This is a genomic window from Agromyces sp. P2_B3, from assembly GCF_056404815.1.
Genome location: NZ_JBFUDH010000010.1, coordinates 68856 through 90437 on the forward strand (window position 1 = coordinate 68856; position 21582 = coordinate 90437).

General features: G+C 72.4%; 24 protein-coding genes. 10 read left to right on the top strand and 14 right to left on the bottom strand.

Annotation, left to right across the window (positions count from 1 at the left end):
• Positions 1-8: 8 nt before the first annotated feature.
• From AC1DZA_RS14625 to AC1DZA_RS14645, 5 genes are all read right to left on the bottom strand, one after another.
• Complete coding sequence (locus AC1DZA_RS14625; RefSeq protein ID WP_476773281.1) at positions 9-368, bottom strand: cupin domain-containing protein; 360 nt, start codon at positions 366-368, stop codon at positions 9-11.
• Entirely contained in the window at positions 365-1102 is a 738-nt protein-coding gene (locus tag AC1DZA_RS14630; protein WP_476773282.1) for an alpha/beta fold hydrolase, read from the bottom strand. The genes AC1DZA_RS14625 and AC1DZA_RS14630 overlap by 4 nt, the downstream gene beginning before the upstream one ends.
• Before the next feature lie 12 nt (positions 1103-1114).
• Complete coding sequence (locus tag AC1DZA_RS14635; protein WP_476773283.1) at positions 1115-1579, bottom strand: RidA family protein; 465 nt, start codon at positions 1577-1579, stop codon at positions 1115-1117.
• An 11-nt stretch (positions 1580-1590) separates the two neighbouring features.
• Positions 1591-2334 carry an alpha/beta fold hydrolase gene (locus tag AC1DZA_RS14640; protein WP_476761853.1) on the bottom strand — a complete coding sequence of 248 codons (744 nt, stop codon included), beginning with the start codon at positions 2332-2334 and terminating at the stop codon, positions 1591-1593.
• Between the two features lie 151 nt (positions 2335-2485).
• Positions 2486-4501, bottom strand: a complete 2016-nt coding sequence (locus AC1DZA_RS14645; protein WP_476773284.1) for a GAF domain-containing protein — start codon at positions 4499-4501, stop codon at positions 2486-2488.
• Between the two features lie 88 nt (positions 4502-4589).
• Between AC1DZA_RS14645 and AC1DZA_RS14650 the strand changes: the two genes are divergently transcribed.
• From AC1DZA_RS14650 to AC1DZA_RS14675, 6 genes are all read left to right on the top strand, one after another.
• The gene (locus tag AC1DZA_RS14650; RefSeq protein WP_476773285.1) at positions 4590-5246 is read left to right on the top strand and encodes a LuxR C-terminal-related transcriptional regulator; all 657 of its coding nucleotides are present in this window, start codon (positions 4590-4592) and stop codon (positions 5244-5246) included.
• Between the two features lie 112 nt (positions 5247-5358).
• On the top strand, positions 5359-5664 hold the full coding sequence (locus tag AC1DZA_RS14655; RefSeq protein WP_309979902.1) for an NIPSNAP family protein: 306 nt from the start codon (positions 5359-5361) through the stop codon (positions 5662-5664).
• 76 nt (positions 5665-5740) lie between these two features.
• Positions 5741-6313, top strand: a complete 573-nt coding sequence (locus AC1DZA_RS14660) for an RNA polymerase sigma factor (protein ID WP_476773286.1) — start codon at positions 5741-5743, stop codon at positions 6311-6313.
• A 105-nt stretch (positions 6314-6418) separates the two neighbouring features.
• On the top strand, positions 6419-7843 hold the full coding sequence (locus AC1DZA_RS14665) for a hypothetical protein (protein WP_476763507.1): 1425 nt from the start codon (positions 6419-6421) through the stop codon (positions 7841-7843).
• A gap of 96 nt (positions 7844-7939) precedes the next feature.
• Positions 7940-8779 (top strand): DNA-formamidopyrimidine glycosylase family protein, encoded by an 840-nt coding sequence (locus AC1DZA_RS14670; RefSeq protein WP_476763508.1) that lies wholly within the window; start codon positions 7940-7942, stop codon positions 8777-8779.
• Positions 8780-8875: 96 nt separating this feature from the next.
• Positions 8876-9085, top strand: coding sequence for a dodecin (locus tag AC1DZA_RS14675; protein ID WP_476763509.1), 210 nt, complete (start codon positions 8876-8878; stop codon positions 9083-9085).
• On the opposite strand, the gene AC1DZA_RS14680 is transcribed toward AC1DZA_RS14675, so the two are convergent.
• From AC1DZA_RS14680 to AC1DZA_RS14695, 4 genes are all read right to left on the bottom strand, one after another.
• Complete coding sequence (locus AC1DZA_RS14680; protein WP_476763510.1) at positions 9086-9319, bottom strand: hypothetical protein; 234 nt, start codon at positions 9317-9319, stop codon at positions 9086-9088. It lies immediately after the preceding gene.
• A gap of 76 nt (positions 9320-9395) precedes the next feature.
• The gene (locus tag AC1DZA_RS14685) at positions 9396-9773 is read right to left on the bottom strand and encodes a DUF4180 domain-containing protein (protein WP_476773287.1); all 378 of its coding nucleotides are present in this window, start codon (positions 9771-9773) and stop codon (positions 9396-9398) included.
• A gap of 100 nt (positions 9774-9873) precedes the next feature.
• On the bottom strand, positions 9874-10587 hold the full coding sequence (locus AC1DZA_RS14690; RefSeq protein ID WP_476773288.1) for a hypothetical protein: 714 nt from the start codon (positions 10585-10587) through the stop codon (positions 9874-9876).
• Between the two features lie 25 nt (positions 10588-10612).
• Positions 10613-11161 carry a GNAT family N-acetyltransferase gene (locus tag AC1DZA_RS14695; protein WP_476773289.1) on the bottom strand — a complete coding sequence of 183 codons (549 nt, stop codon included), beginning with the start codon at positions 11159-11161 and terminating at the stop codon, positions 10613-10615.
• A gap of 68 nt (positions 11162-11229) precedes the next feature.
• Between AC1DZA_RS14695 and AC1DZA_RS14700 the strand changes: the two genes are divergently transcribed.
• Positions 11230-12090: an Fpg/Nei family DNA glycosylase gene (locus tag AC1DZA_RS14700; RefSeq protein ID WP_476762887.1), complete on the top strand. Its 861-nt coding sequence runs from the start codon at positions 11230-11232 to the stop codon at positions 12088-12090.
• Between the two features lie 55 nt (positions 12091-12145).
• A complete protein-coding gene (locus AC1DZA_RS14705) occupies positions 12146-12733 on the top strand; it encodes a GNAT family N-acetyltransferase (RefSeq protein WP_476762888.1) in 588 nt (195 codons plus the stop codon).
• 66 nt (positions 12734-12799) lie between these two features.
• On the opposite strand, the gene AC1DZA_RS14710 is transcribed toward AC1DZA_RS14705, so the two are convergent.
• Both AC1DZA_RS14710 and AC1DZA_RS14715 read right to left on the bottom strand, forming a co-directional pair.
• Complete coding sequence (locus AC1DZA_RS14710; RefSeq protein WP_476762889.1) at positions 12800-13426, bottom strand: hypothetical protein; 627 nt, start codon at positions 13424-13426, stop codon at positions 12800-12802.
• Between the two features lie 90 nt (positions 13427-13516).
• Positions 13517-15433 (bottom strand): anthranilate synthase family protein, encoded by a 1917-nt coding sequence (locus AC1DZA_RS14715; protein WP_476773290.1) that lies wholly within the window; start codon positions 15431-15433, stop codon positions 13517-13519.
• 202 nt (positions 15434-15635) lie between these two features.
• Between AC1DZA_RS14715 and AC1DZA_RS14720 the strand changes: the two genes are divergently transcribed.
• Entirely contained in the window at positions 15636-16451 is an 816-nt protein-coding gene (locus AC1DZA_RS14720; RefSeq protein WP_476773291.1) for a putative protein N(5)-glutamine methyltransferase, read from the top strand.
• Positions 16452-16493: 42 nt separating this feature from the next.
• On the opposite strand, the gene AC1DZA_RS14725 is transcribed toward AC1DZA_RS14720, so the two are convergent.
• Together AC1DZA_RS14725 and AC1DZA_RS14730 are read right to left on the bottom strand one after the other, a co-directional pair.
• Positions 16494-17201 (bottom strand): phosphoribosyltransferase, encoded by a 708-nt coding sequence (locus AC1DZA_RS14725; protein WP_476773292.1) that lies wholly within the window; start codon positions 17199-17201, stop codon positions 16494-16496.
• A 37-nt stretch (positions 17202-17238) separates the two neighbouring features.
• Entirely contained in the window at positions 17239-17808 is a 570-nt protein-coding gene (locus AC1DZA_RS14730) for a carboxymuconolactone decarboxylase family protein (protein WP_476773293.1), read from the bottom strand.
• Between the two features lie 453 nt (positions 17809-18261).
• Here AC1DZA_RS14730 and AC1DZA_RS14735 point away from each other — a divergent pair, with 453 nt between their 5' ends.
• Positions 18262-19902, top strand: coding sequence for a VWA domain-containing protein (locus tag AC1DZA_RS14735; RefSeq protein ID WP_476762752.1), 1641 nt, complete (start codon positions 18262-18264; stop codon positions 19900-19902).
• A 109-nt stretch (positions 19903-20011) separates the two neighbouring features.
• Here AC1DZA_RS14735 and AC1DZA_RS14740 read toward each other — a convergent pair whose 3' ends face one another.
• Complete coding sequence (locus AC1DZA_RS14740; RefSeq protein WP_476762753.1) at positions 20012-21559, bottom strand: DHA2 family efflux MFS transporter permease subunit; 1548 nt, start codon at positions 21557-21559, stop codon at positions 20012-20014.
• Positions 21560-21582 lie beyond the last annotated feature (23 nt).

The window sequence follows — 21582 nt, forward strand, 5'->3', positions numbered from 1 at the left end:
CCGCCGGCTCAGTCCACGTGCACGAACGTGGCCAGCGACTGCGTCGGGTCGACGAGGTAGGTCGAGAGCATCATCCCCGTGCCCGGGCCGAGGTCGCGCGCGTTGTGGGCGGTGCGCGGCGGCATCAGGAACGGGTCGCCCGCGTTCAGCAGCAGGGTCGGCGCACCCTCGATCCGCATCTCCACGGTGCCGGCGAGGATATAGCCGATCTCCTCACCCGGGTGGGTGTGCCAGCCGGACTCGACCCCGACCGGGATCTCGGTGAGCACCTGCACGATGTCCCTGCCCGGGATCGACGAGGCCTGGTGCTGCAGTTCGGTGCGCTTCAGCTTGGTCGCCAGCTCGTCGACCGGCTCCGCCTCGCTCATCGCGACTCGCCGACCTTCTCGAGCGCCCGGAGGATGACGTCGGTCACCGGTTCCGGCTGGGAGACCATGATGAGGTGCGAGCCCTCGAGCTCGAGCAGCTCGGCGTTCGCGCGGCGCGCCATGGAGAGCAGCACGTCGGAGCCGGCCGCCTTGTCGCCGGTGGCGACGACGGACCAGGTCGGCAGGTGCTTCCAGGCGGGCCGTCCCGACTTCTCGTCGAACGCCGAGGCGGCGATGGGTCGTTGCGATACCGCGAAGGCGTTCGCCTGCGCCTCGGGGAGGTCGGCCGCGAACACCGCAGGGAACTTCGCGATGTCGACGTACAGCTCGATCGCCGTCTCGTCGCCGACCCCCGTGGGGAACTGCGCCTGGACGAGTGCCGGTCCGAGGGCGCTGTCGCGGGAGGTTCCCTCGGCCTCGCCCAGGGCCTCGTTCTCCTCAGGGGCGAATCCCGACACCAGCACGAGTCCCTTCACGTTCGACGCCTGCGTGGCGGCGTTGGAGATCACCGCACCTCCGTAGGAGTGCCCCACAGCGAGCACCGGGCCGGGGATCTGGGAGATCACGCTCGCGATGTAGTCGGAGTCGGAGCGGAGGCCTCGCATGAGCAGCCCCGGTGCGCGAACGGGAACGCCGGCGGCGAGGAGTCGCTCGATGACGGGGACCCAGCTCCCCGCGTCGGCGAATGCGCCGTGCACGAGCACGACGGTCGTGGGTTCTGATGTGGTGGCCATCTTCGTCTTCCTTCAGTCGGACAGTGGTGGGTGGAACGTGGTGGGTGGCTCCGGCGGAGCGCCGGGCACCATGGCGATGCAGTCGATCTGCACCGCGAAGCCGGGCAGTGCGACCCCGACGGTGGTGCGGGCGGGGAGGTGCGCGCCGAACGCACCGGCGTAGACCTCGTCGAACTCCGGCAGGGCGTCGAGGTCGGTAAGGAAGACCCCGCACTTGACCACGTCGTCGAGTCGTGCGCCGGCGGATCTCAGGATCGCCGCGAGGTTCTCCAGCACGGCCTGGGTCTGCTCGATGATGGTGCCGCCGACGAGGGTGCCGTCGCGGGTCGGGCTCTGGCCCGACACGAACACGAAGCGCCCCTCCGCCACGACGGCGGCGACCGACACGTGCGCGCCGGCGTGCGCGCCGGCGTGCGCGCCGGTGTGCGCGCCGGCACTCGTCCCGGCACCCGCCCCGGCCACTCGAGCGACGTCCACCGGCGGGACGCCTACCCGGCCGCCGGTGCGCTCGCGGCGGCGGCCGCTTCGCGGATGAGGGCGACGACGCTCGCGGCCTCGGGCACGCCGACGCTGTGCGAGCCGCCCTGCAGCTCGACGGTGCGGCGCGAGCCTGCGCGTTCCGCCATGAACCGGTGACTGGCGGCCGGGATGTTCCGGTCGTCGGACCCGAAGAGGAACCACGAGGGGATCGATTTCCACGCCGGTGTTCCGGATGCCTCGTTCAGGGCCGCCTCGACGATGGGCCGCTGGGTCACCGCCATGACCGCCGCATCCCGTTCCGACGAGTCGGCGGCGAACTGCGCGCGGTACTTGTCCTGCACGATGTAGAGGTCGTTCCCGCCGTCGGGGAGGGCGACCGCCGTCAGCGTGTCGCCGAGCGTCCCACCCTCGTAGCGTCCCGCGAGCTGTGCGGCGCTCTCTCCCTCGTCGGGCGCGAAGCCCCCGATGTAGACGAGGGACCTGACGGATGGGTTTCCGGTCGCGGCGTTCGTGATGACCGTGCCGCCGTAGGAGTGGCCCACCAGCACGATGTCGCCGGCGACGTCGCGGAGGACGGCGCGGAGGTACTCGGCGTCCGTGCTCACGCCGCGGAGCGGATTGGCGACCGCGATCACGGGGAAGCCGTCGTCGAGCAGCAGCGTGACGACGCCGGCCCAGCTCGAGGACTCCGCGAAGGCGCCGTGGACGAGCACCACCGTCGGCCGGCTCGGGGACGGACTCGTGATGCTCATGGAGACTCCTTGCGCTGGCGCCGAACGGGGAAGCCCCCAGCCTCACCGCCGATGCGGCCGGCGTCGAGCCCGCCAGCACCACTCTTCGCATGGGGGCGAGCGTGAAGGCGGACCTCGTCCGGGGCGGGTGACCCGGTTGCGGGGCTGCCGCTCAGGGTGCCGCGAGCGGGAAGGTGGCGACGAGCGTCGTGCCGCGCCCCTTCGGGCTGCGTACCCTGACCGATCCGCCGAGCACCTCTGCGCGGTCGACGAGCCCGGTGAGCCCGGATCCTCGAGCGGGATCGGCGCCGCCGCGTCCGTCATCGGTGACGGTCACCTCCAGGTGCCCGTCGCGACACCGGAGCTCCACCTCCACCCGGGTGGCGCCGGCGTGCTTGCCGGCGTTGGCCAGCGCTTCCGAGACCACGGAGTACGCGGCGACCTCGACGGGGTCGGCCATCCGGGGGAGCGGCTCGATCCGCAGCTGCGCCGGGACAGGCGATCGACGGGCGAGGGCACGAACCGCGGGGGCGAGTCCGCCCTCCGAGAGGATCGCGGGATGCAGCCCCCTGGACAGTTCACGCAGGTGCTCCAGGGTGTCGGCGAGCTGCGTGGCGACGCCGGCGAGCCGGGCTCGCGAGGACTCGAGGTCGGCCGGCAGGGACTGCTCCACCACGTGCAGGTCCAGCGCGATGCTGACGAGCCGTTGCTGGATGCTGTCGTGCAGGTCGCGCTCGAAGCGTCGACGGGTCCGGTCCGCGGTCTGCACGATTCGCGCCCGTGACGCGACGAGCTCCGATCTCGACTTCATGTTGCCGATCGCGGTGGCGAGGAGTTCCGTGAACTGTCCCATCCGAGCCTCGGTGTCGTCGGGCAGGCGCTCGGGGCCGCTGGTGACGACGACGATCGCTCCCCAGAGCTGGTTCTCCACGATGACCGGGCTCGCCACCGCGCACGTGATCCCCTCGCGTCGACTGAGCTCGGCGAGGCCCCCGACGGCGTAGTCGAAGTCCTCCTGCCGGGCGGGGCGGCGAGTGCGCCAGACCTCCGCCGCGGTGTTGTCGCCCTGGAACGGCAACCGCTGGTCGACGTAGGCGGTCATGTCCGGGGCGCCCCAGGCGGCGAGCACCGTGATCGTCTCGTCGGGCTCGTACCGCAGCATCACCGCACCCTTCGCGTCGAGCAGGACCGCGACCTCGCGGACGATGGTGGCGGAGGTGACGGGCCACTCCTCCCGGGCGACGACCGTGGCCACCCGGCGGAGCGCCGCCTGCTCGTCGGCCAGAGCGCGAAGCGCCTCCCGGGATTCCAGGTTGGCGAGGGCGACCGCTACGAGGTCCGCGAACTTCGCCATGCGCCGGTCCGTGTCCGCGGGGAGCGGCGAGTCACGGACGGAGCCGACGACGAGGGCGCCCCACACCCGTCCGGCGACGAGGATGGGGACTCCCACCGTCGGGAGCCCCGCCTCGAGCGATCCCCAGCGTGCGAGGAACGTGGTGGCGCCGTTCGCCTCATGCCGGAGCATCTCGGCACCCGGGGCGCCGAGGAGCCGGCCCAGCTCCTCCGCGACGGCCGCGAACACCTCGTCGGTCGGCGCCTCGCGGGCGACGAGCTCGGCGACGCGGAGCAGCGCCGCCTGGTCGGCCGCGAGCTCCGTGACGGCGGCCCGGGCGGTGGTGTTCGCCACCGCCGACGTCACGAGCTCGGTGAAGTCCGCCAGCAGGCGTTCCGTCTCGGGGGCGAGCGGCCGGTCGCCGGCGGAGTGCACGAGGATCGCGCCCCAGGCGTGGTCCTGGAACGGCACGGGCACGCCGACGGAGGACGTGACTCCGTGCCGATGCCTGGTGATCGTCGATGCGGTGTCGTGCACGGCCCGCGGGTGGTCCTCCCGGACGGGGGCCCGTGCGCCGAAGAGATTCCGGGCGAGGTCGTCGACCGCGAGCGGCCAGCGGTCCAGGTCGACCATCCGGTCGCGCCGTGCGGCCCACGCGCCGACGACCATGGGACGGTCATGTCCCTCGAACTGCAGGATCTCCAGGAAGTCCGCGCCGACCGAGGCCGCCACATGGCGTGCGACGCTCTCGAGCACGACCACGGCCGGGGTGCCCTGCGCGATGAGGCCCGCGGTGTTCCGAAGGGCAGCCAGCTCGGCGGCGAGCACCTCGCTGTCCTGGGGGACTTGCTTCACCTGGCACCTCGATATGGGCGAACCTGTTGTCTCGAACCCCGTGCACGCTCAGACTGGCACAGATGCCGAGATTCGTTCAGGGGACGTGATGCCGGGAACCCGGGTGATCATCGCGGACGACGACGTCCTCCTCAGGGAAGGACTCGCGAGCCTGCTCACCCATTCGGGGTTCGACGTGGTGGCACAGGCGCCCGACGCCGCCCGGCTCCCCGAGCTCGCGCGGGAGTACCGCCCCGCACTGCTGATCATCGACATCCGGATGCCGCCCACGCACACGCTCGAGGGACTGGTGGCGGCGACTGCGGTACGGGCCGCCGACCCGTTCATCGGGATCGTGGTGCTCTCGTCGTACGTCGAGGTCCAGCACGCGATCGAGCTGCTCGGAAGCGGGCCTCGAATCGGGTACCTGCTCAAGCAGCGGGTCACGATGGTGCAGGAGTTCGTGGCCGCCCTGGAACGGGTCGCCGCCGGGGAATCCGTCGTGGACCCCGCGCTCGTGCAGGAGCTCGTGCGCGCCCAGCGGTCGACCGACCCGCTCGGGGAGCTCACGGCTCGCGAGCACGAGGTGCTCTCCCTCATGGCGCAGGGCCGCTCGAACGTCGGCATCGCCCGCGTCCTCCAGGTCTCGGAGGGCACCGTCGAGAAGCATGTGCACCGCATCCTCGCCAAGCTCGGCCTCGGCGATGACGACGCGTCGGCGCACCGGCGGGTCCTCGCGGTGATCGCGTTCCTCGACGCCGCCTGAGCCCGACCGTGTTCGGGCGCGGTGCTCGCGGCCGCCGAGCTCGGCGGTCGGTCTCGCAAGATTGGCAGGCATTCACGCCGTCCCGCCGCGCGATCGATGCGAGCGTGGACCCATGATCACCATCCACCTGCGCTACGAGATCGACCCACACAAGCTCTCCGACTTCGAGGAGTACGGCCGGCGATGGATCCACCTCGTGAATCGGCTCGGCGGCACGCACCACGGCTACTTCCTGCCGAGCGAGGGCGACAGCGATGAGGCGTTCGCGCTCTTCACGTTCCCGTCGCTGGCGGAGTATGAGCAGTACCGCACCGCCGCGACGACCGACCCCGAATGCGTGGAGGCCAACCGGTTCGGCGCGGAGACGCGCTGCTTCCGGCGCTACGAGCGGAGGTTCCTGACCCCGATGTTCGACTGAGGCGCTCCACCGCCCCGCGCGCGAGGAATTCCGTCGTTCCGTGCAAGACTCGCGGCAGATCCGACACATACCCGGTGTGAGGATCGCCAGCACCGCAGCCGACACCGACGCGACCGAGGGGGTGGCGATGCCCGAGGGCGCCGACCAGCCCGCGACCTCCGACGAGGTCGCCTGGTTCACCGCCGTCGTGCGCGAGCACTCGACGGCCCTCGTCCGCTACTTCGCCCGCCGGGGGCCGCGGCAGGACGCCGAGGACCTCGCGGCCGACGTGTTCGCGACGGCCTGGCGCCGCCGCGCCGACGTGCCACCCGAGGCGGTGCTGCCCTGGCTCTACCGCACGGCCGGCTTCACCCTCGCGAACCACCGGCGCAAGACCGTCGACCTCGCCGTCGACGAGGTGCCCGAGTCGGGGGCGGTGCGCGTGAGCGACGACCCCGAGCTGAGCGCCCTGTTCGATGCCGAGCTGCGTGGCGCGCTTGCGAGCGTCGGTGAGCGCGATCGGCAGATCCTGCTCCTGCACGCGTGGGACGGCCTCGACGGCGCCGAGCTCGCCGAGGTGCTCGGCATCTCCCGGTCGGGGGCGGATGCCGCGCTCTCGCGTGCCCGCAAGCGCCTCCGCGAGGCGTGGGGCGAGCGGCTGTCCTTCTAGCGCGACACGGCACGGCACGCGCGCGGGTCCTTCGGCGTCGGGTGCAAGGTTCCGGCCTCGCCGGACATATCCGTCTATGAACGAACGTCACGGAGGGTGATCGACATGCATGACGACAACGAGCTCGACCCGGTGGCGCGGCTCCGCGCCGCTGATCCCGCTGCGTCGGTCGAGCCCCGCGCCGGGTTCGCCGACGAGGTCGTCGCCCGGGCGACCGCTGCGTCGGCGGATGCCGCAGCCGCCACCGCAACGTCCACGACGGATGCCTCGCCGGCCGAGCCGTCGCCCGTCGCCGACCTGGCCTCCGAGCGTGCGCGCCGCCGCCCGACCTGGGTCGCCATCGCGGCGGTCGCCGCCTCGCTCGTGGTCTTCAGCGGAGCCGGCTACGCCGTCGGAGCCTCGACGAACGGGTTCACGAACGTCGCGGGCGCCGCAGCCCCGCCCATCTCGCTGCAGGGCGCCGCCGACGGCGCGACCACCGAGCAGAGCACCCTCCAGGACGGCGCGATCGCGGGAGCCGCGCCCGATCAGGCCAAGCGTTCCGCATCCGGCGCGAGCGGCATGCTCTACCCCGGGTTCGGGCGCAACAGCTTCCGCTCGTCGGGCCTCTCGACGGCGTCGGGCAGCGCGCCCGGCTACGGGTACGACGCCCGCGGTGCCTCGAACGCCGAAACGGTCGGTGCGCTGGCCGCCGCCCTCGGCGTCACGGGAACGCCCCAGCTGAAGGACGGCGCGTGGACGGTCGGTCCCCAGGACGGCACCGCCCCGTCGCTCTACGTCGGGCTCGACGGCACGCTCAGCTTCTCCTACTCGGATCCGCTCCTGAACCCCTGGAACTGCGCGACGACCGACACCGGCGCGGGCACGGAGGGCACCGACGGCACGGGCGAGGTCGCCCCCGTCGATCCCTGCGAGCCGCCGACCGTCGGCCTGCCGTCGGAGGACGCCGCGATCGACGCCCTGCGGTCGCTCATCGCCTCCGTCGGACGCGACCCCGGTGCCTTCGAGTACACCTCCGAGACGTGGGAGGGCGCGGTCACCCGTTCGGCGCAGGCCTGGCCCGTCGTCGACGGGCAGCGCATCGACCAGTCGTGGAGCCTCGAGCTGACCGACGGCGGCATCGTGAGCGCCTACGGCGCGCTCGCCGAGCTCGTGAACCTCGGCGACTACCCGGTGGTCAGCGAGCAGGAGGCGTTCGAGCGGCTCTCCGACCCCCGGTTCGGCGCGCAGGTGACCGCGATGCCGCTCGCCATCCGCGAGCAGGGAATCGAGACGGCCGACGGATGGACCGCGACTCCCGAGTGGGTGCCGCCGACCGAGCCGCCGGCGACGCCGGCCGACGGGGCATCCGTCGCCTGGCCCGTGAACGACGTCGAGATCGTCAGCGCCCGCCTCGGCCTCGCCAGCCAGTGGCAGCCCGACGGCAGTGTGCTCGTCGTCCCGGCCTACGAGTTCACGGATGCCGCGGGCGGCACCTGGTCGGTCATCGCCGTCGCCGATGCGAAGCTCGACTTCGCGTCGGCGGAGTGATCGGGGACTGACCGGGTCTGTGCCATCCCGGTCGGCCGCGGCATCCGGAACCGGCACGGCCTGTTCACGAGCGCGATCCCGTGGAAGGCTGGCGGCATGCCGGAATCACCAGAGGTGCAGGCGCTCACGGAGGAGCTCGCCGAGCGGTTGACGGGACGCGCGCTCGCGGGGGTCGACGTCGTCGAGTTCCGCACGCTGAAGACCCGGGCACGCACGCCCGAGACGCTCGTGGGCGAACGGGTGACCGGCACCGCCCGCCACGGCAAGCATGTCGACGTGGCCTTCGGTGCGGCGCACCTCGTGGTCTCGCTCGGCCGCCACGGCTGGGCGCGATGGGGCGCTTCCGGCGACGAGGCCGATCTGCCCGACGACGCGCCGCCCACGCTCGTGGTGCTCGAGTTCGACGACGGCTCGACGCTCGAGCTGACGGATGCCGGTGACTGGGTCTCGCTCGGATGCTTCGTGGTCGACGACCCGGCCGCGGTGCCCGCCGTGGCGAAGCTCGGTCCCGACCCGGCCCACCCCGACTTCTCGCGGGCGCAGTTCGACGCGGCGGTCGCCGGTCGTCGCAAGCAGGTGAAGGCCGTGCTGCAAGACCAGGAGTCGCTCGCGGGCATCGGCAACGCCTACTCCGACGAGATCCTGTTCACAGCGAGGATCTCGCCCGTCGGGCACGCCGCCGCGTTGACCGCGGATGAGGCCGATCGGTTGTTCGCCGCCACCGTCGGGACGATCGGCGACGCCATCGAGGCCCAGCGGGGCGTGCCGATCGCGGAGCTCAAGGCGGCCAAGGTCGCGTCAATGCGAGTGCACGGCCGGGCGGGCGAGCCGTGCCCGGTCTGCGGCGACACCATTCGCGACTTCTCGTTCGCGAGCACCACCGCCCAGTACTGCCCGACCGACCAGACGCACGGCGAGCTGCTGGCGCTCAAGTGAGGCGCGATCGCCGGAGACGATCGAGCCCTGTCGGCGGGCGGCGGCGCGGGCTAGGGTCGAGGCATCCCGCGACGGCGCGGGGGTGGGGAGCAGACCATGACCGATCACGTCTACCGGGTCACCGAGATCGTCGGCACATCGGGCGAGAGCATCGACACCGCGATCCGCAACGCCATCGGGCGGGCGACCTCGACCCTTCGCAACGTCGACTGGTTCGAGGTCGTGTCGACGCGCGGCGAGGTCGCCGACGGCAACGTCGTGCACTTCCAGGTCACGCTGAAGGTCGGGTTCCGGCTCGAGGAGTAGTCAGGCCGCGCCGGTGATCGAGGCGAGGTGCTCGTCGGGGCCGCGGCGCACCCGGCTGACCGCGTCGGGCGCGGCGGTGAACCGCCCCGGCCGCCCGTCGTCGTCGCGGTAGGCGACGCGGATGCCCCGGCCGACGCGGGCCACCTTCGTGACCTCGAACGTGCGGCCCGAGGCGCTGACGAGCGTGTCGCCCACCCGCAGGTGACGAGTCTGTCGCAGCTCCAGGACCTCCATAGTGAGAGTGTCTCAGGAGCCACCGACATCGTGTCGGGCACCGGCGTCCGGCGCCCTGAGCTGCGGTCGCGCGCCCTCAGCCGGCCCCGCCGCTCCGCTTCGAGAGCTTCTCCTGCAGCGCCGCCTCGTCGCCGACGAACCAGATCTGGTCGCCGCGGTTCGACTCCCACACGAAGTCCCGCAGGGCGTTGCTCTCGGCGAGATGCTCCGAGATGTCGCCGACGACCGCGAGGCGCAGCCTGTAGTTCACGAGCTTCTGCGTGATCTCGCCCGCGATCCCCGTGCTCAGCCGGAAGAACTCGGGGTCGAGGCGCGACACCGGCACCACGACGAAGTTCGCGTGGTGCGACCAGGCGGAGCCGACGAGGTCGTTGGCGTCATCGGGCGTCGAGATGAGGTCGCCCTCGGGCTCGAGGTGGAGCATCCGGATGTCGCTGCCGTCGTCGATGAACATGCGACGACCCTAGCGTCGAGCGCCCGGTCGCGCACCGGGTACTCCCGCCGGGCCGCCGGGCGCGCCGGCCACCACGCCGCGCCGGCCACCGCGTCGCGCGTCAGCCGGCGTCGAGGCAGGTGACCTGGTTGATCCAGCCGTACCCGTAGTCGTCGTGCCCGAAGACCACGACGGTCGCGTCACCGGCGGCCACGTCGTGCTTCTCCACGATCTCGGTGGAATCGGGCGCGATGGCGCTCGCGTCGTTCGAGAAGCCGAGCTGCACTTGCAGGGCCTCGCAGTCGGCCTCGGCGAAGAGGGCCGCCTGCCAGCAGCCCTGCTCGTACTCGCTCGGGCATTCGTCGAGGTACCGGCCATCGGCGTAGAACTCGATCGCCGCGGGGAACGCGAAGTAGGTCTCGTCGGCCTCCATCCGTTCGACGCCGGGCTCGTCGTCGTCGGCGTTCTCGGACTCGAGCGCGCGTGACGCTGATTCTCCCGCCTCGCCGACCAGTCGCAGCGCGCCGAGCGTGCCGAGCGTGATCAGCGCGAGCAGCGCGACGACGCCCACCGCGATCGCGGCGATCGCCCAGCCGGGAAGTCGCCGCCGCTGGGCCGGGACGGCGGCCGGGGCTCCCAGTTGCGCGTGCAGCGTCGCGCGGGCCTGCTGCAGGGTCGTCGCCCATTCCTCGGCCTGCGCGCGCCCCACGGGATCGGGGTAGAGCGACGGATGCCGCGCCGCGGACTCGCCCGCGAAGGCGCGTTCGACGAGCTCGGGGGTGAGTGGGGAATCAGGGGAGATGCGCAGCACCTGCCGCGCCGTGAGAGCGTCCACAGCGTGATCGTATGGCCTGCGGACGTCAGTCGTGCAGGATCGCCTGGAACAGGTCGTGGTCCTGCCAGCGGCCGGCGATCTGCAGGTAGCGGGGTGCGAATCCGATGCGCTCGAATCCGTTGCGCTCGAGCACGCGCTGCGAGGCGGCGTTGTGCGGCAGCGTCACCGCCTGCACCCGGTGCAGGCCGAGCTCGTCACGCGACACCCGGAGGACCTCGCGCACCGCCGACGTGGCGAGCCCCCGGCCGTTGCTCGCGCCGTCCACCCAGTACCCGAGGTGCGCGCTCTGGAACGGGCCGCGGATGATCCCCGAGATCGTGAACCGACCGATGATGCGCCCGGTCGACCGCTCCTCGAGCGCCAGCGGCAGGGACGCCCCGGCGACGGCGCTCGCGAGCTGCGCATCGAGGTCGGCGGCCTGCCCCTCCTCGGTGAAGAACGCGTCGTCGCGCACCGGCTCCCACGGGGCGAGGTGCTCCCGGTTGCGGTCGTACGCGGCGGCGAGGGCGGCCGCATCGCCGGCGTCGAGGAGGCGGAGCGCGACGTCGTCGGCGATCGGGACGGGACGGATCATCCTCCGATCCTACGAAGCGTGCCCGCCGGTCGGGTGACGATGTCGCCGGTCGGTGAGACGATGGGCTGGTGCCTGAGCTTCCCGAGGTGGACGCGCTCGTGGGCTTCCTCCGCGAGCGGGCGGTGGGTCATGCCGTCGCCGGGGCGACCGTCGCGGCGATCTCGGCGCTGAAGACGTTCGATCCGCCGCTGCAGCAGCTCACCGGGGCGACGATCGTGGCCGCGAGCAGGCACGGCAAGTTCGTCGACCTCGCGGTGGGCGACCTGCACCTCGTGTTCCACCTGGCCCGCGCCGGGTGGCTGCGGTGGTACGACGAGCTCCCCAAGACCGTCATCCGGCCGGGCAAGTCGCCCATCGCGCTGCGCGTCCGCCTCGACGACGGCGCGGGATTCGACCTGACCGAGGCGGGCACGAAGAAGTCGCTGGCGGTCTACGTCGTTCGCGACCCGGCCGAGGTGCCCGGCATCGCCCGGCTCGGCCCCGATCCGACGGCGCCCGACTTCACGCTCGACGACTTCGCGGGCATCCTCGCCGGCCGTCGCACCCAGATCAAGGGGCTGCTGCGCGACCAGTCGGTGTTCGCCGGGGTCGGCAACGCCTACTCCGACGAGATCCTGCACAACGCGCGCATGTCACCGTACGCGCTCGCCGCCAAGTTGAAGCCCGACGAGGTCGACCGCCTCTACCACGCGCTGCGCGACACGCTCTCCGATGCGATCGCGGCCGCGGCGGGGCGGCCTCCCGAGCAGCTCAAGGACTCCAAGCGCACCCGCATGCAGGTGCACGGCCGCACGGGCGAGGCGTGCCCCGTGTGCGGCGACATCGTGCGCGAGGTCATCTTCGCGGACTCGACCTTCCAGTACTGCCCGACCTGCCAGACGGGCGGCAAGCCGCTCGCCGATCGCGTGCTCTCCCGCCTGCTCAAGTGACCCGGCTGCGCAGCGTCCGGCCGTGATGTCGGATGCCGCTGCCAGACTCGTCGCGATGACCGACGCACTCCACACCGAACGCCTCCTGCTCACGCCGCTCACCCTCGACCACCTCGACGACTACCACCGGGTCTACAGCGACCCACGCACCTGGCAGCACCTGCCGACCGGCCGGCACACGAGTCGTGGGCAGTCGGCGCAGGCGATCGAGCGCTCGATGCAGAGCGTCCGCACCTCGGGGTTCGGGCATTGCGCGGTCGTGCTCCGTGCGCCCGTCGGCACGCTCGGTCCGGGCTCGTTCGTCGGGTCGGCGGGCGCGTCGATGATGCCGTTCGGCGCCTGGAACCTCGGCTACCGGCTGGCGCCCGAGGCGTGGGGGCACGGCATCGCGGGCGAGGCGGCGGCGCTCTCGCTGCGTGCTGCTCGCCGGGCGCAGCCCGATGCCGCGGTGACCGCCCGCGTGCTCGCGAACAACCCCGCGTCGGTGCGCGTGCTCGAACGACTCGGGCTCGAGCTCGCCTGGCAGGGCGCGTCGAGCGATGCGCCGAGGGGTGCCGACGACACCACGCATCTCGAACGGCTGGTCTTCACCGACCGGCCCGTCGACGACGACACCCTCCAGGCGGTCATCGCACTGGGCTGACGCCACGCGCGTGCGAACGGGCGGCCGGCGGATCGGCCCGCCGCCCGCCCGTTCAGGCGTTGGTCGTCAGATGCGACGACCGGTCTCGGTGTCCCGGCGAGCGGCGGCGTCCGCGGCGGCCGTGCGCTCGTCGGTGGTCGTCGTTCGATCGTCGACGACCCGATCGTCGCGCACGGCGGCGTCATCGGCAGCGACGGCCGTTCGGTCGTCTGCCGCGACCGTCGTGCGGTCGGTGCCGGCAGCCGTCGTGCGGTCGGCGGCGACCGGGGCGGTCGTGGCCGCTCCGTCGCGCTCGCGGCGGTCGTCCGCGGCCGTCGCGTCCCGGTCGGACGAGACGTCGGGGTCGACCTCGTCGGCCTTGCGCAGGCGCTCCTCGGCCTCGGTCCGCAGCTGCTGGGCGTCCGACTCGTGCGCCTCGCGCTCACGCGACAGGCGCTCGGCCTCGAGCTGCGCCTGCATGGCGTTCGCCTCCGCCTGCTTGGCGGCAGCGTCGGCACGCGCGGCGTCCGCCTCGCGCTCGCGCCGCGCGACGTCCGACTCGTACGCGTTCTGCCGCAGCTCGGCCGCCTTCTTCCGCTCCGCCTCCAGATGGGCTTCACGCCGTCGCCGGCTCGTCATCAGCACCGCGACCACGATGATCGCGATGACGACGATGACGCCGACGATGATCCAGATGATGGTGCTGGTGTCCACAGGGAACCGCCTCCTCGAATCGGGTCGGCCCCAGCCAATCCATCGTGACGATGGTCCGCAATGCCTTGCGCTTCGGCATCGAGTGCGGGATCATCCCGCCGCGCGCGCGACCTCCGTGACATTCGCAAACCGGGGCTGACCCGCGAGAACTCCCTCGACCAGTCGCTCGAGCGTGGCGAGTCCGTCGGGTGAGGTGACCGATTCCAGGTGCCCTTGCACGGAGGCCACGCGCGGCGCACGGAGGGCGTGCACCACCCCGCTCGCGGCATCCGAGGCCACCTCGAGGCCCAGCCGCGGCGTCGTGGAGCCCGCGGGTGCGAGGGCTGCGAACGTGTTGTAGAACCCGATCGCGGCCGTCTCGCCGAAGACGTCGACCTCGAGCTGCACGCCCTGGCGCGGTGACGGCAACGGCGCGATCGGCAGCCCGGCGAGATCGGCGAGCACCTGGTGGCTCAGGCACACCGCCAGCATGGGCCGCCCGGACGCCAGTCGCGCCGAGATGAGTGCCCGAAGCCGTTGCAGGCGAGGATCGCCGGCGTCGCGCGGGTCGCCGGGGCCTGGGCCGAACACCACGAGGTCCTCGGATGCCTCGGCGGGCGCCTCGTGCCACGGCACGACCCGCGCATCCACCCCCAGGTGCCGCAGCTGGTGGGCCAGCATCGTGGTGAAGTCGTCGCCGGCGTCGATGACGATGGCGCTCGCGGCGCGGGTCGGCGCCGGGGCCTGCGGGGTCCGCCAGAAGGCGGCGAGCCGGTCGTTGCGGGCGTCGAGCAGCGTGCCGAGGCGGTCGTCGTTGAGGGTGCGCCTCGGTGCGGCCACGCGAGGCAGTGCGCCGAGCGCGGTGAGCACACCGGCCGCCTTCGCGCGGGTCTCGGCGACCTCGCCGGCGGGATCGGAGTGCCGCACGAGCGTCGCCCCCACGGGCACGCGGACCCGGCCCGTCCCGTCGAGGTACGCGGTGCGGATGAGGATGGGCGCGTCGAGGTCGTGGCCGCCGCGGCGCGGGGTGAAGCGGGCGAGCACGCCGCCGTAGTAGCCGCGGGGCGTCGGCTCGTGGCGGGCGATGACCGCGCAGGCGTTGCCCATCGGCGAACCGGTGACGGTCGGGGCGAACATCGTGAGCCGCAGCACCTCTCGGGGGTCGAGCGTCGAGCGCCCCTCGAGCAGGTACTCGGTGTGGGTGAGGCGCGACATCCGCTTCAGGAAGGGACCGCGGATGCGGCCGCCGTCGGGGCACACCGCGCTCATCATCTTGAGTTCCTCGTCGACGACCATCACGAGCTCCTCGCGCTCCTTGACGTCGTCGAGGAAGGCCAGCAGGGCGGCATCGTCGGGCTCGCCGTCGCCGTCGCCGTCGCCGTCGCGGTGGCCGCTGACGCCGTCGCCGTGCCGGAACGTCCCGCTGATGGGATTCATCGAGACGAGCCCGTCGATCGACGACACATGGCGCTCGGGTGTCGCGCCCGCCGCCGCGAGTCCCGGCGTGCTGATCGCGAAGGTCCAGTAGGCGCCGCGCTCGTGCTCGAGGAGCTGCCGGAGCCAGCCGAGCACCGCGGTCGCCGGCGCGGCATCCGTGGACCCGGTGAAGTCGCGCCGGATGACGAAGTTCGCGCCCTCGCCGCGCCCGATCTCGTCGTCGATGACGCGGCGCACCGCCTCGGCGTAGTCGTCGTCGCTCACGTCGACCGCCAGGTCGGCGACGACCACCGGATGCCGCGGCAGCAGCTCGATGGCCTGGTCGACGGGGACCGCCTCCCGTTCCCGCACGACGAGGCACCGGATCGACGCGTCGTCGTCGTGGGCGGCGTACCCGCGTTCGCGCACCTGGCGGAAGGGCACGAGCGCCAGCACCTCCGCGTCGCCGAGCGGGATGTCGACGAGGCGATGCGCGTCGACGACCTCGCCGACGAGCACGTCGAGGGTCGGTTCGTGCTCCCGCCGGATGACGGCGAAGGGAGGCGCCTCAGCGGCGGACGCGGCGAGGAGCGAGGAAAGCAGGCGAGTCATGTCGGTCTCCGGTCGGGCCCTCGGCCGGAGCATCCCGCTGCACACGCGAAACGACCGCCCTCGGGCGGTCGTCGTACGTCGAAACGCAGGGAGTCCGCCTAGGAGGCGGGCCACCAGGTGCGGATCGACGCGGTCATGTCGAGCACTCTAGGGCATGCCGCCGCTCGGCGCACCTGATCGGCGACGACAGTACGATGCGGTGGTGCCTGCAGAACCGGACCCCGCCCTCGTGGCCAGACTGCGCGCGGCGGGGTGCGTCTTCGCCGAGGACGAGGCCGCCCTGCTCACCGAGGCCGTCGGCGGACGACCCGATGCCCCGGCCGAGCTCGAGCGCCTCGTCGCCCGCCGGGTGGCGGGGGAGCCGCTCGAGCAGCTGCTCGGCTGGGCCGAGTTCGCCGGCCGCCGCGTCCTCCTCGAGCCCGGCGTGTTCGTGCCGCGACGGCGTACGGAGGTGCTCGCGGGTGAGGCCGCCCGCCTCGCGCTGGCGGTGCACGAGCAGGGGCGCACGCCGGTGGTCGTCGACCTGTGCTGCGGCGCCGGGGCGATCGGCGCGGCGGTGGCGGATGCCGCGGGGCCGGTCGAGCTCGTCGCCGCCGACATCGACCCGGCCGCCGTCAGGGCCGCGCGCCGCAACCTCGAGCCGCTGGGTGCGCTCGTGGTCGCCGGCGACCTCTTCGACGCGCTGCCGGGCGAGCTCTGCGGGCGCGTCGACGTGCTCGCCGTCAACGCGCCCTACGTGCCCACCGCCGAGATCGCGATGATGCCTCCCGAGGCGCGCGACCACGAGGCGCACGTCGCCCTCGACGGCGGCGACGACGGGCTCGACGTGCACCGGCGCGTCGCGGCATCCGCTCGGGCGTGGCTCGCTCCCGGCGGGTCCGTGCTCATCGAGACGAGCCGTCGCCAGGCAGCGACCACCGAGGCCCTGCTCCGCGCCGGCGGGCTCTCGACGACGATCGTGCGCGACGACGAGCTCGCGGCCACCGTCGCGATCGGCCGCCGCGCGCCGAACGACTGAGCTCCGGGCGGAGGTCGGCGGTCGGCGGGCGGCTGCGCCCGGTCAGCGGTCGGCGCCCGGTCGGCCGCCGTGGCGATCACGATGGGCGTCGGCCAGGATCGCCTGCACCGCGGCATCCGTCGTCTGCCGGAAGTCGAGGTAGTGCATGCCGACGGACATGAAGCCGTTCGGCGTGCTGAGGCAGACCACCTCGTCGACCTCGGGCATGGCCGCGAGCTCGGCGACGCTGTCGGGGGCGCCGACGGGCATCGCGAGCAGCACGGATGCCGCGCCCAGTTCTCGCGCGACGAGGCTCGCCACGCGGGCGGTCGCACCCGTCGCCACGCCGTCGTCGACGATCACCGCCGTGCGGCCGGCCAAGTCGACCGGCGGTGCATCCCCGCGGAAGAGGAGCAGCCGTGCCTCGACCTCGGCGCGCTCGCGCCGCTCGACGGCGGCGAGCTCCTCGGCTGAGACGCGGCCCTGCACGAGCACGTCGTGGTTGAGCACGCGCGCACCGCGCTCGCCGATGGCGCCCATCGCGAGCTCGGGCTGGCGCGGCAGGCCCAGCTTCCGCACGACGAGCACGTCGAGCGGCGCGCCCAGCGCCAGGGCGACCTCGGCGGCGACGGGCACCCCGCCACGCGGCAGGCCGAGCACGACCGGATCGACGAGGGCGCGAACGAGCGGGCGCTCGGCGAGGACGCCCGCGAGGCGGCGACCCGCGTCGCGTCGGTCGGTGAAGCGCTCACTGGACATCGCGTGCCGCACCCACTCGCGCCTCGGCTCAGCCGGCCGGCCGACCGCGTCAGATCCCGTCGACGAGGGCGTTCCGGAGCGGCTCGCTGAGCGACGGTGGCACGTCCACCTCGACGGCGAGCGCCTGCAGGGCCTGTCCGTAGTAGACGCGGGCCGCGGCGGCCACGGTGATGTCGACGATCTGGCGGTCGCTGAACCCGGCCTCTCGAAGGCGCAGGCTGTCGGCGTCGGTCATGCCGGCCGAGTCGCGGGCCAGCTGCTCCGCGAAGCGCATCATCTCCACCTCGGCGTCGGTGAGGCCGGCATCGGTGTAGTCGAGGGCGATGCGCTCGAGCTGGGACTCGTCGAACACCTTCAGCGACTTCTGGCCGTGGGCCAGACGGCAGTGACGGGAGCCCGTGCCGAGCGCCGCGGCGAGCGTCACGAGCTCGAATCCCCGGAAGCCCAGCGACTCGATCGTCGAGGCCGTGAGTGCCCGGAAGGCCGCGTACGCCGCCGGGTTCACCGCCATCGCCGTGGTGTGCGTCGCGACATGGCCGAACGCCGCGCGATCCTCGGCGTAGTAGCGCTCCAAGCCCTCGGGCGCCTCGTCCTCGGGAACCGCCCTGATGATGGTCATCGCACCCCCTGGCACTTGTGACCGTATGCACCTCAGGCCTAGCGTGCGCTGTTCGACGCGTCAAGCCCTGTCACCTCGGAAGGGCGCCGCCTAGCGTTGATGACGTGGCACCGGACACCGACGAGGCGACTCGTCGAACGCGCATCGCGCGGCCGGTGAGAACACCGGAACGCCTGAGCGACGACTGAGGGGTCGACGCACAGGGCGGGGGAGCGGGTCGGATGACTGGGGGTCATCCGACCCGCGTTCTCACCGTTCCCGAGTGAAGTTCGCGTATCAGGCCCCGTCGCCTATGCTGAGTGGACCCTCCCCCACGAACGGGGGAACCCGTTCAGCACAGGGATTCGACGGCGACTCGACGCCGTCGGGCTTGGAGTGTCCGTGGGGCGTCATAGTGTCAAGGCCCCGGCAAGGAAGCCGGGGCGCGCGCTCGTCTTTTCCATCATCGCCGCCGTGGCCATCGTCGGCATCGTCGCATCCGGGGTCTACCTGTGGGTCGGCGGTCACCTTTCCCCGCTCTTCGCGGCCGCCGAGAGCGGCTGCGCCGAGACCGAGCAGATCGTGGTCGTCGCCGACACGTCCATCGCGCCGGCGCTCACCGACCTCGCGAAGGACTACGACGCGTCGTCCGACGCGTGCGTCGAGACCGTGATCAAGTCGCAGGACTCGGCCGACACCGCCGCCGTCATCGCGTCGGGCGGCGCCGATGCCGACGCGTGGGTTCCCGAGTCCAGCGTCTGGGTCGACCGCATGGCCGCGACCGCGGCGTCGCTCGGCCAGACGGCCCCCGAGGTCGAGGTGGGCGAGCCGATCGCCTCCACGCCCGTGGTGCTGGCCGCCGCGGCCACGACGGCGGCCGAGGTCGCGAGCGAGCCGGTGACCTGGACGAGGGTGCTGGGCGGCGGCCTGCCGACCATCCTCCCCGACCCCGAAGCCTCCTCGGCGAGCCTCGCCGGGCTCATGGCGCTGCGCGGCCACTCCTCGCCCGACGACCCGCGGCAGTTCGCCGGGGCCATGATCGAGCTCGGCAAGACCATTCCCGCCTCGACGAGCGCCGCGTTCGGCGCTCTCGCGGCCAGCCAGCAGCCGAGCGTGGTGCTCACGACCGAGGCGCAGGTCGCCGACTACAACCTCGACGAGCCGGCTGAGACGCTCGTGGCGGCGTATCCCGCCGATGGCACGGTGCTCCTCGACTACCCGTTCGTGCAGCTGCCCGCCCCTGTCGACCCCGACGGGACGGCGTCGGCCGACAGCACCGCGGATGCCGCGGAGGCGCGCACGGAACTGCTCACGGCGTTCGCGGACGCGGCCCGGGCCGACACCGAGCGGCTCGCCGCCGCCGGGTTCCGCGCCGGCGACGGGTCGGGCACGCTCGACATCCCCGGACTGGCCGTCGACGGCCCGGCCGCCGCGGCGGCGCAGCTCGACCCGGCCGCGCAGCTCGAGATCCTCCGTGCGTGGGCCGTGCTCACCCTGCGGTCGCGCATGCTCGCCGTCATCGACGTCTCGGGCTCGATGGAGGAGCCGGCCGAGAACGGCCTGCGCCGCATCGACATCTTCCAGCAGGCCGCCATCGGCGCCATGGAGAAGTTCTCGGGCGAGGTCGAGATGGGCGTGTGGGTCTTCTCGACCGCGCGCAACGGCGACCTCGACTACGAGGACCTCAGCCCGATCGCACCGCTGGCCGACCTCGCGCACAAGCAGGAGATCGCGGGGATCATCCAGTCGCTGCCGGCCCGACTCGGCGGCGCCACCGGCCTGTACGACACGACCCTCGCGGCGATGAAGCGGGTGCGCGAGACGTACGACCCGGAGAAGGTCAACTCGGTGCTGCTCATCACCGACGGCAAGAACGAGGACGAGAACGGCATCGACCTCGACACGCTGCTCGCCGAGCTCGCCAAGATGGACGATCCGTCCAAGCCCGTGCCGGTGATCATGATCGGCTTCGGCCCCGACACCGACCTGGCGGCGATGCAGCGCATCGCCCAGGCGACGAAGGGCGCTGCCTACTCGGCATCGCGTCCCGAGGACCTCAGCACGGTGCTCGTGGATGCGCTGTCGCAGCGCACCTGCCGCCCGAACTGCGGCTGAGCGTCGCCGTCGGCCGATGAACGTCGGTCGCCGAACATGACGGTCGGCCCCCGAACACGACGAAGGGCCCGGTTCTCGAACCGGGCCCTTCGTCATGCGCCTCCGCGGATCACGCCTCGGCGGGCTCCTCGAACACGGCATCTTCACGCGCGTGCGTCATCATGTCGGCGGGCTTGCGCACGAAGAACGAGCCGACGATGGCGAGGAGCGACAGGATCGCGCCGACCAGGAATGCCGAGCGGATGCCGGCGGTCTGGGCGACCTCGGCGGATGCGCCCGTCGCGGCGACGGCGACGGTGCCGGCGGTCATCACTGTCACGAAGAGCGCGGTGCCCGCGGCGCCCGCGACCTGCTGCACGGTGCCCACGATCGCGGAGCCGTGCGAGTAGAGGCGCGGTTCGACCGAGCCGAGCGCCGAGGTGAACAGCGGCGTGAACATGAAGGCGAGACCCGTCGACAGCGCGACGTGCGCCGCGAGCACGAGCCACGGCGACGTGTGGTCGGTCACCATCGTGAGCGACCAGAGCACGCCGCTCACCACGATGCTTCCGGGTACGAGCAGCGGCGTCGGCCCGTAGCGGTCGAACAGCCGGCCGACCGTGGGTCCGAAGAGTCCCATGATCAGGCCACCGGGGAGCAGCAGCAGGCCGGTCGCCAGCGGCGTGAGGTGCAGCACGTCCTGCATGTAGATGGGGAGCAGGATGATGGTGCCGAACAGCGCCGCCATCATCACCACCATGAGCCCGACCGAGATCGAGAAGTTGCCCGAACGGAAGGTGCGCAGGTCGAGCAGCGCCCGCTCTCGTCGCTGGAGGAGCAGCTGCCGCCAGATGAACCCGCCGATGCCGAGGACGCCCACCACGAGGGAGACGACCATCGCGGCAGGATGCTCGATGCCGCTGACGACGCCGCCGACGAGGCTCAGCCCGTAGACGAGGCCGCCGAAGCCGAACGCCGAGAGGATGACCGAGAAGACGTCGATGGGGATGGCGCGCGGCTCGCTGACGTTCTCGACGCGTCGGATGCCGATGACGAGCATCGTCAGCGCGATCGGCAGCACCAGCCAGAACATGAACCGCCACGACAGGAAGCTCAGGATCAGGCCGGAGATCGTCGGGCCGATGGCAGGTGCGACCGACATGACGATCGACACGCGGCCCATGAACCGGCCGCGATCGGCCGCCGCCACGAGCGTCATGAGCGTCGTCATGAGCAGCGGCATCATGATGGCCGTGCCGCTCGCCTGCACCACGCGGGCGAGGAGGAGCACTTCGAAACCCGGAGACAGGGCGGCGATCAAGGTGCCGGTCGAGAACAGCGACATCGCGGCGATGAAGATCGGCCTCGTCGCGAATCGCTGCAGCAGGAAGCCGGTGATGGGGATGACGACCGCCATCGTCAGCATGAAGGCGGTGGTCAGCCACTGCGCCTGCGAGATGGTGATGCCGAGGTCGGTGACCAGGTGGGGGATCGCCACGCCCATGATCGTCTCGTTGAGGATGACGACGAACGCGGAGGCCAGGAGCAGCCAGATGACGCGGTTGTTCCGCGCGCCGTGGAGCGCCTCGACGTCGGAGTCGGTGTGTTGGTGAGTGGCGGCCGCGTCGAGGCGTGCGGCCTCGGGCGCAGTCAGGTCTGGAACGGCGCGTTCGGTCACGGAGAGGCATCCAATCGATCTCG

Coding starts and splice junctions, on each gene's coding strand:
- AC1DZA_RS14625 (WP_476773281.1), bottom strand. CDS start 368: ATGAGCGAGGCGGAGCCGGTCGACGAGCTGGCGACCAAGCTGAAGCGC.
- AC1DZA_RS14630 (WP_476773282.1), bottom strand. CDS start 1,102: ATGGCCACCACATCAGAACCCACGACCGTCGTGCTCGTGCACGGCGCA.
- AC1DZA_RS14640 (WP_476761853.1), bottom strand. CDS start 2,334: ATGAGCATCACGAGTCCGTCCCCGAGCCGGCCGACGGTGGTGCTCGTC.
- AC1DZA_RS14650 (WP_476773285.1), top strand. CDS start 4,590: ATGCCGGGAACCCGGGTGATCATCGCGGACGACGACGTCCTCCTCAGG.
- AC1DZA_RS14655 (WP_309979902.1), top strand. CDS start 5,359: ATGATCACCATCCACCTGCGCTACGAGATCGACCCACACAAGCTCTCC.
- AC1DZA_RS14665 (WP_476763507.1), top strand. CDS start 6,419: ATGCATGACGACAACGAGCTCGACCCGGTGGCGCGGCTCCGCGCCGCT.
- AC1DZA_RS14670 (WP_476763508.1), top strand. CDS start 7,940: ATGCCGGAATCACCAGAGGTGCAGGCGCTCACGGAGGAGCTCGCCGAG.
- AC1DZA_RS14675 (WP_476763509.1), top strand. CDS start 8,876: ATGACCGATCACGTCTACCGGGTCACCGAGATCGTCGGCACATCGGGC.
- AC1DZA_RS14680 (WP_476763510.1), bottom strand. CDS start 9,319: ATGGAGGTCCTGGAGCTGCGACAGACTCGTCACCTGCGGGTGGGCGAC.
- AC1DZA_RS14685 (WP_476773287.1), bottom strand. CDS start 9,773: ATGTTCATCGACGACGGCAGCGACATCCGGATGCTCCACCTCGAGCCC.
- AC1DZA_RS14695 (WP_476773289.1), bottom strand. CDS start 11,161: ATGATCCGTCCCGTCCCGATCGCCGACGACGTCGCGCTCCGCCTCCTC.
- AC1DZA_RS14705 (WP_476762888.1), top strand. CDS start 12,146: ATGACCGACGCACTCCACACCGAACGCCTCCTGCTCACGCCGCTCACC.
- AC1DZA_RS14715 (WP_476773290.1), bottom strand. CDS start 15,433: ATGACTCGCCTGCTTTCCTCGCTCCTCGCCGCGTCCGCCGCTGAGGCG.
- AC1DZA_RS14730 (WP_476773293.1), bottom strand. CDS start 17,808: ATGACCATCATCAGGGCGGTTCCCGAGGACGAGGCGCCCGAGGGCTTG.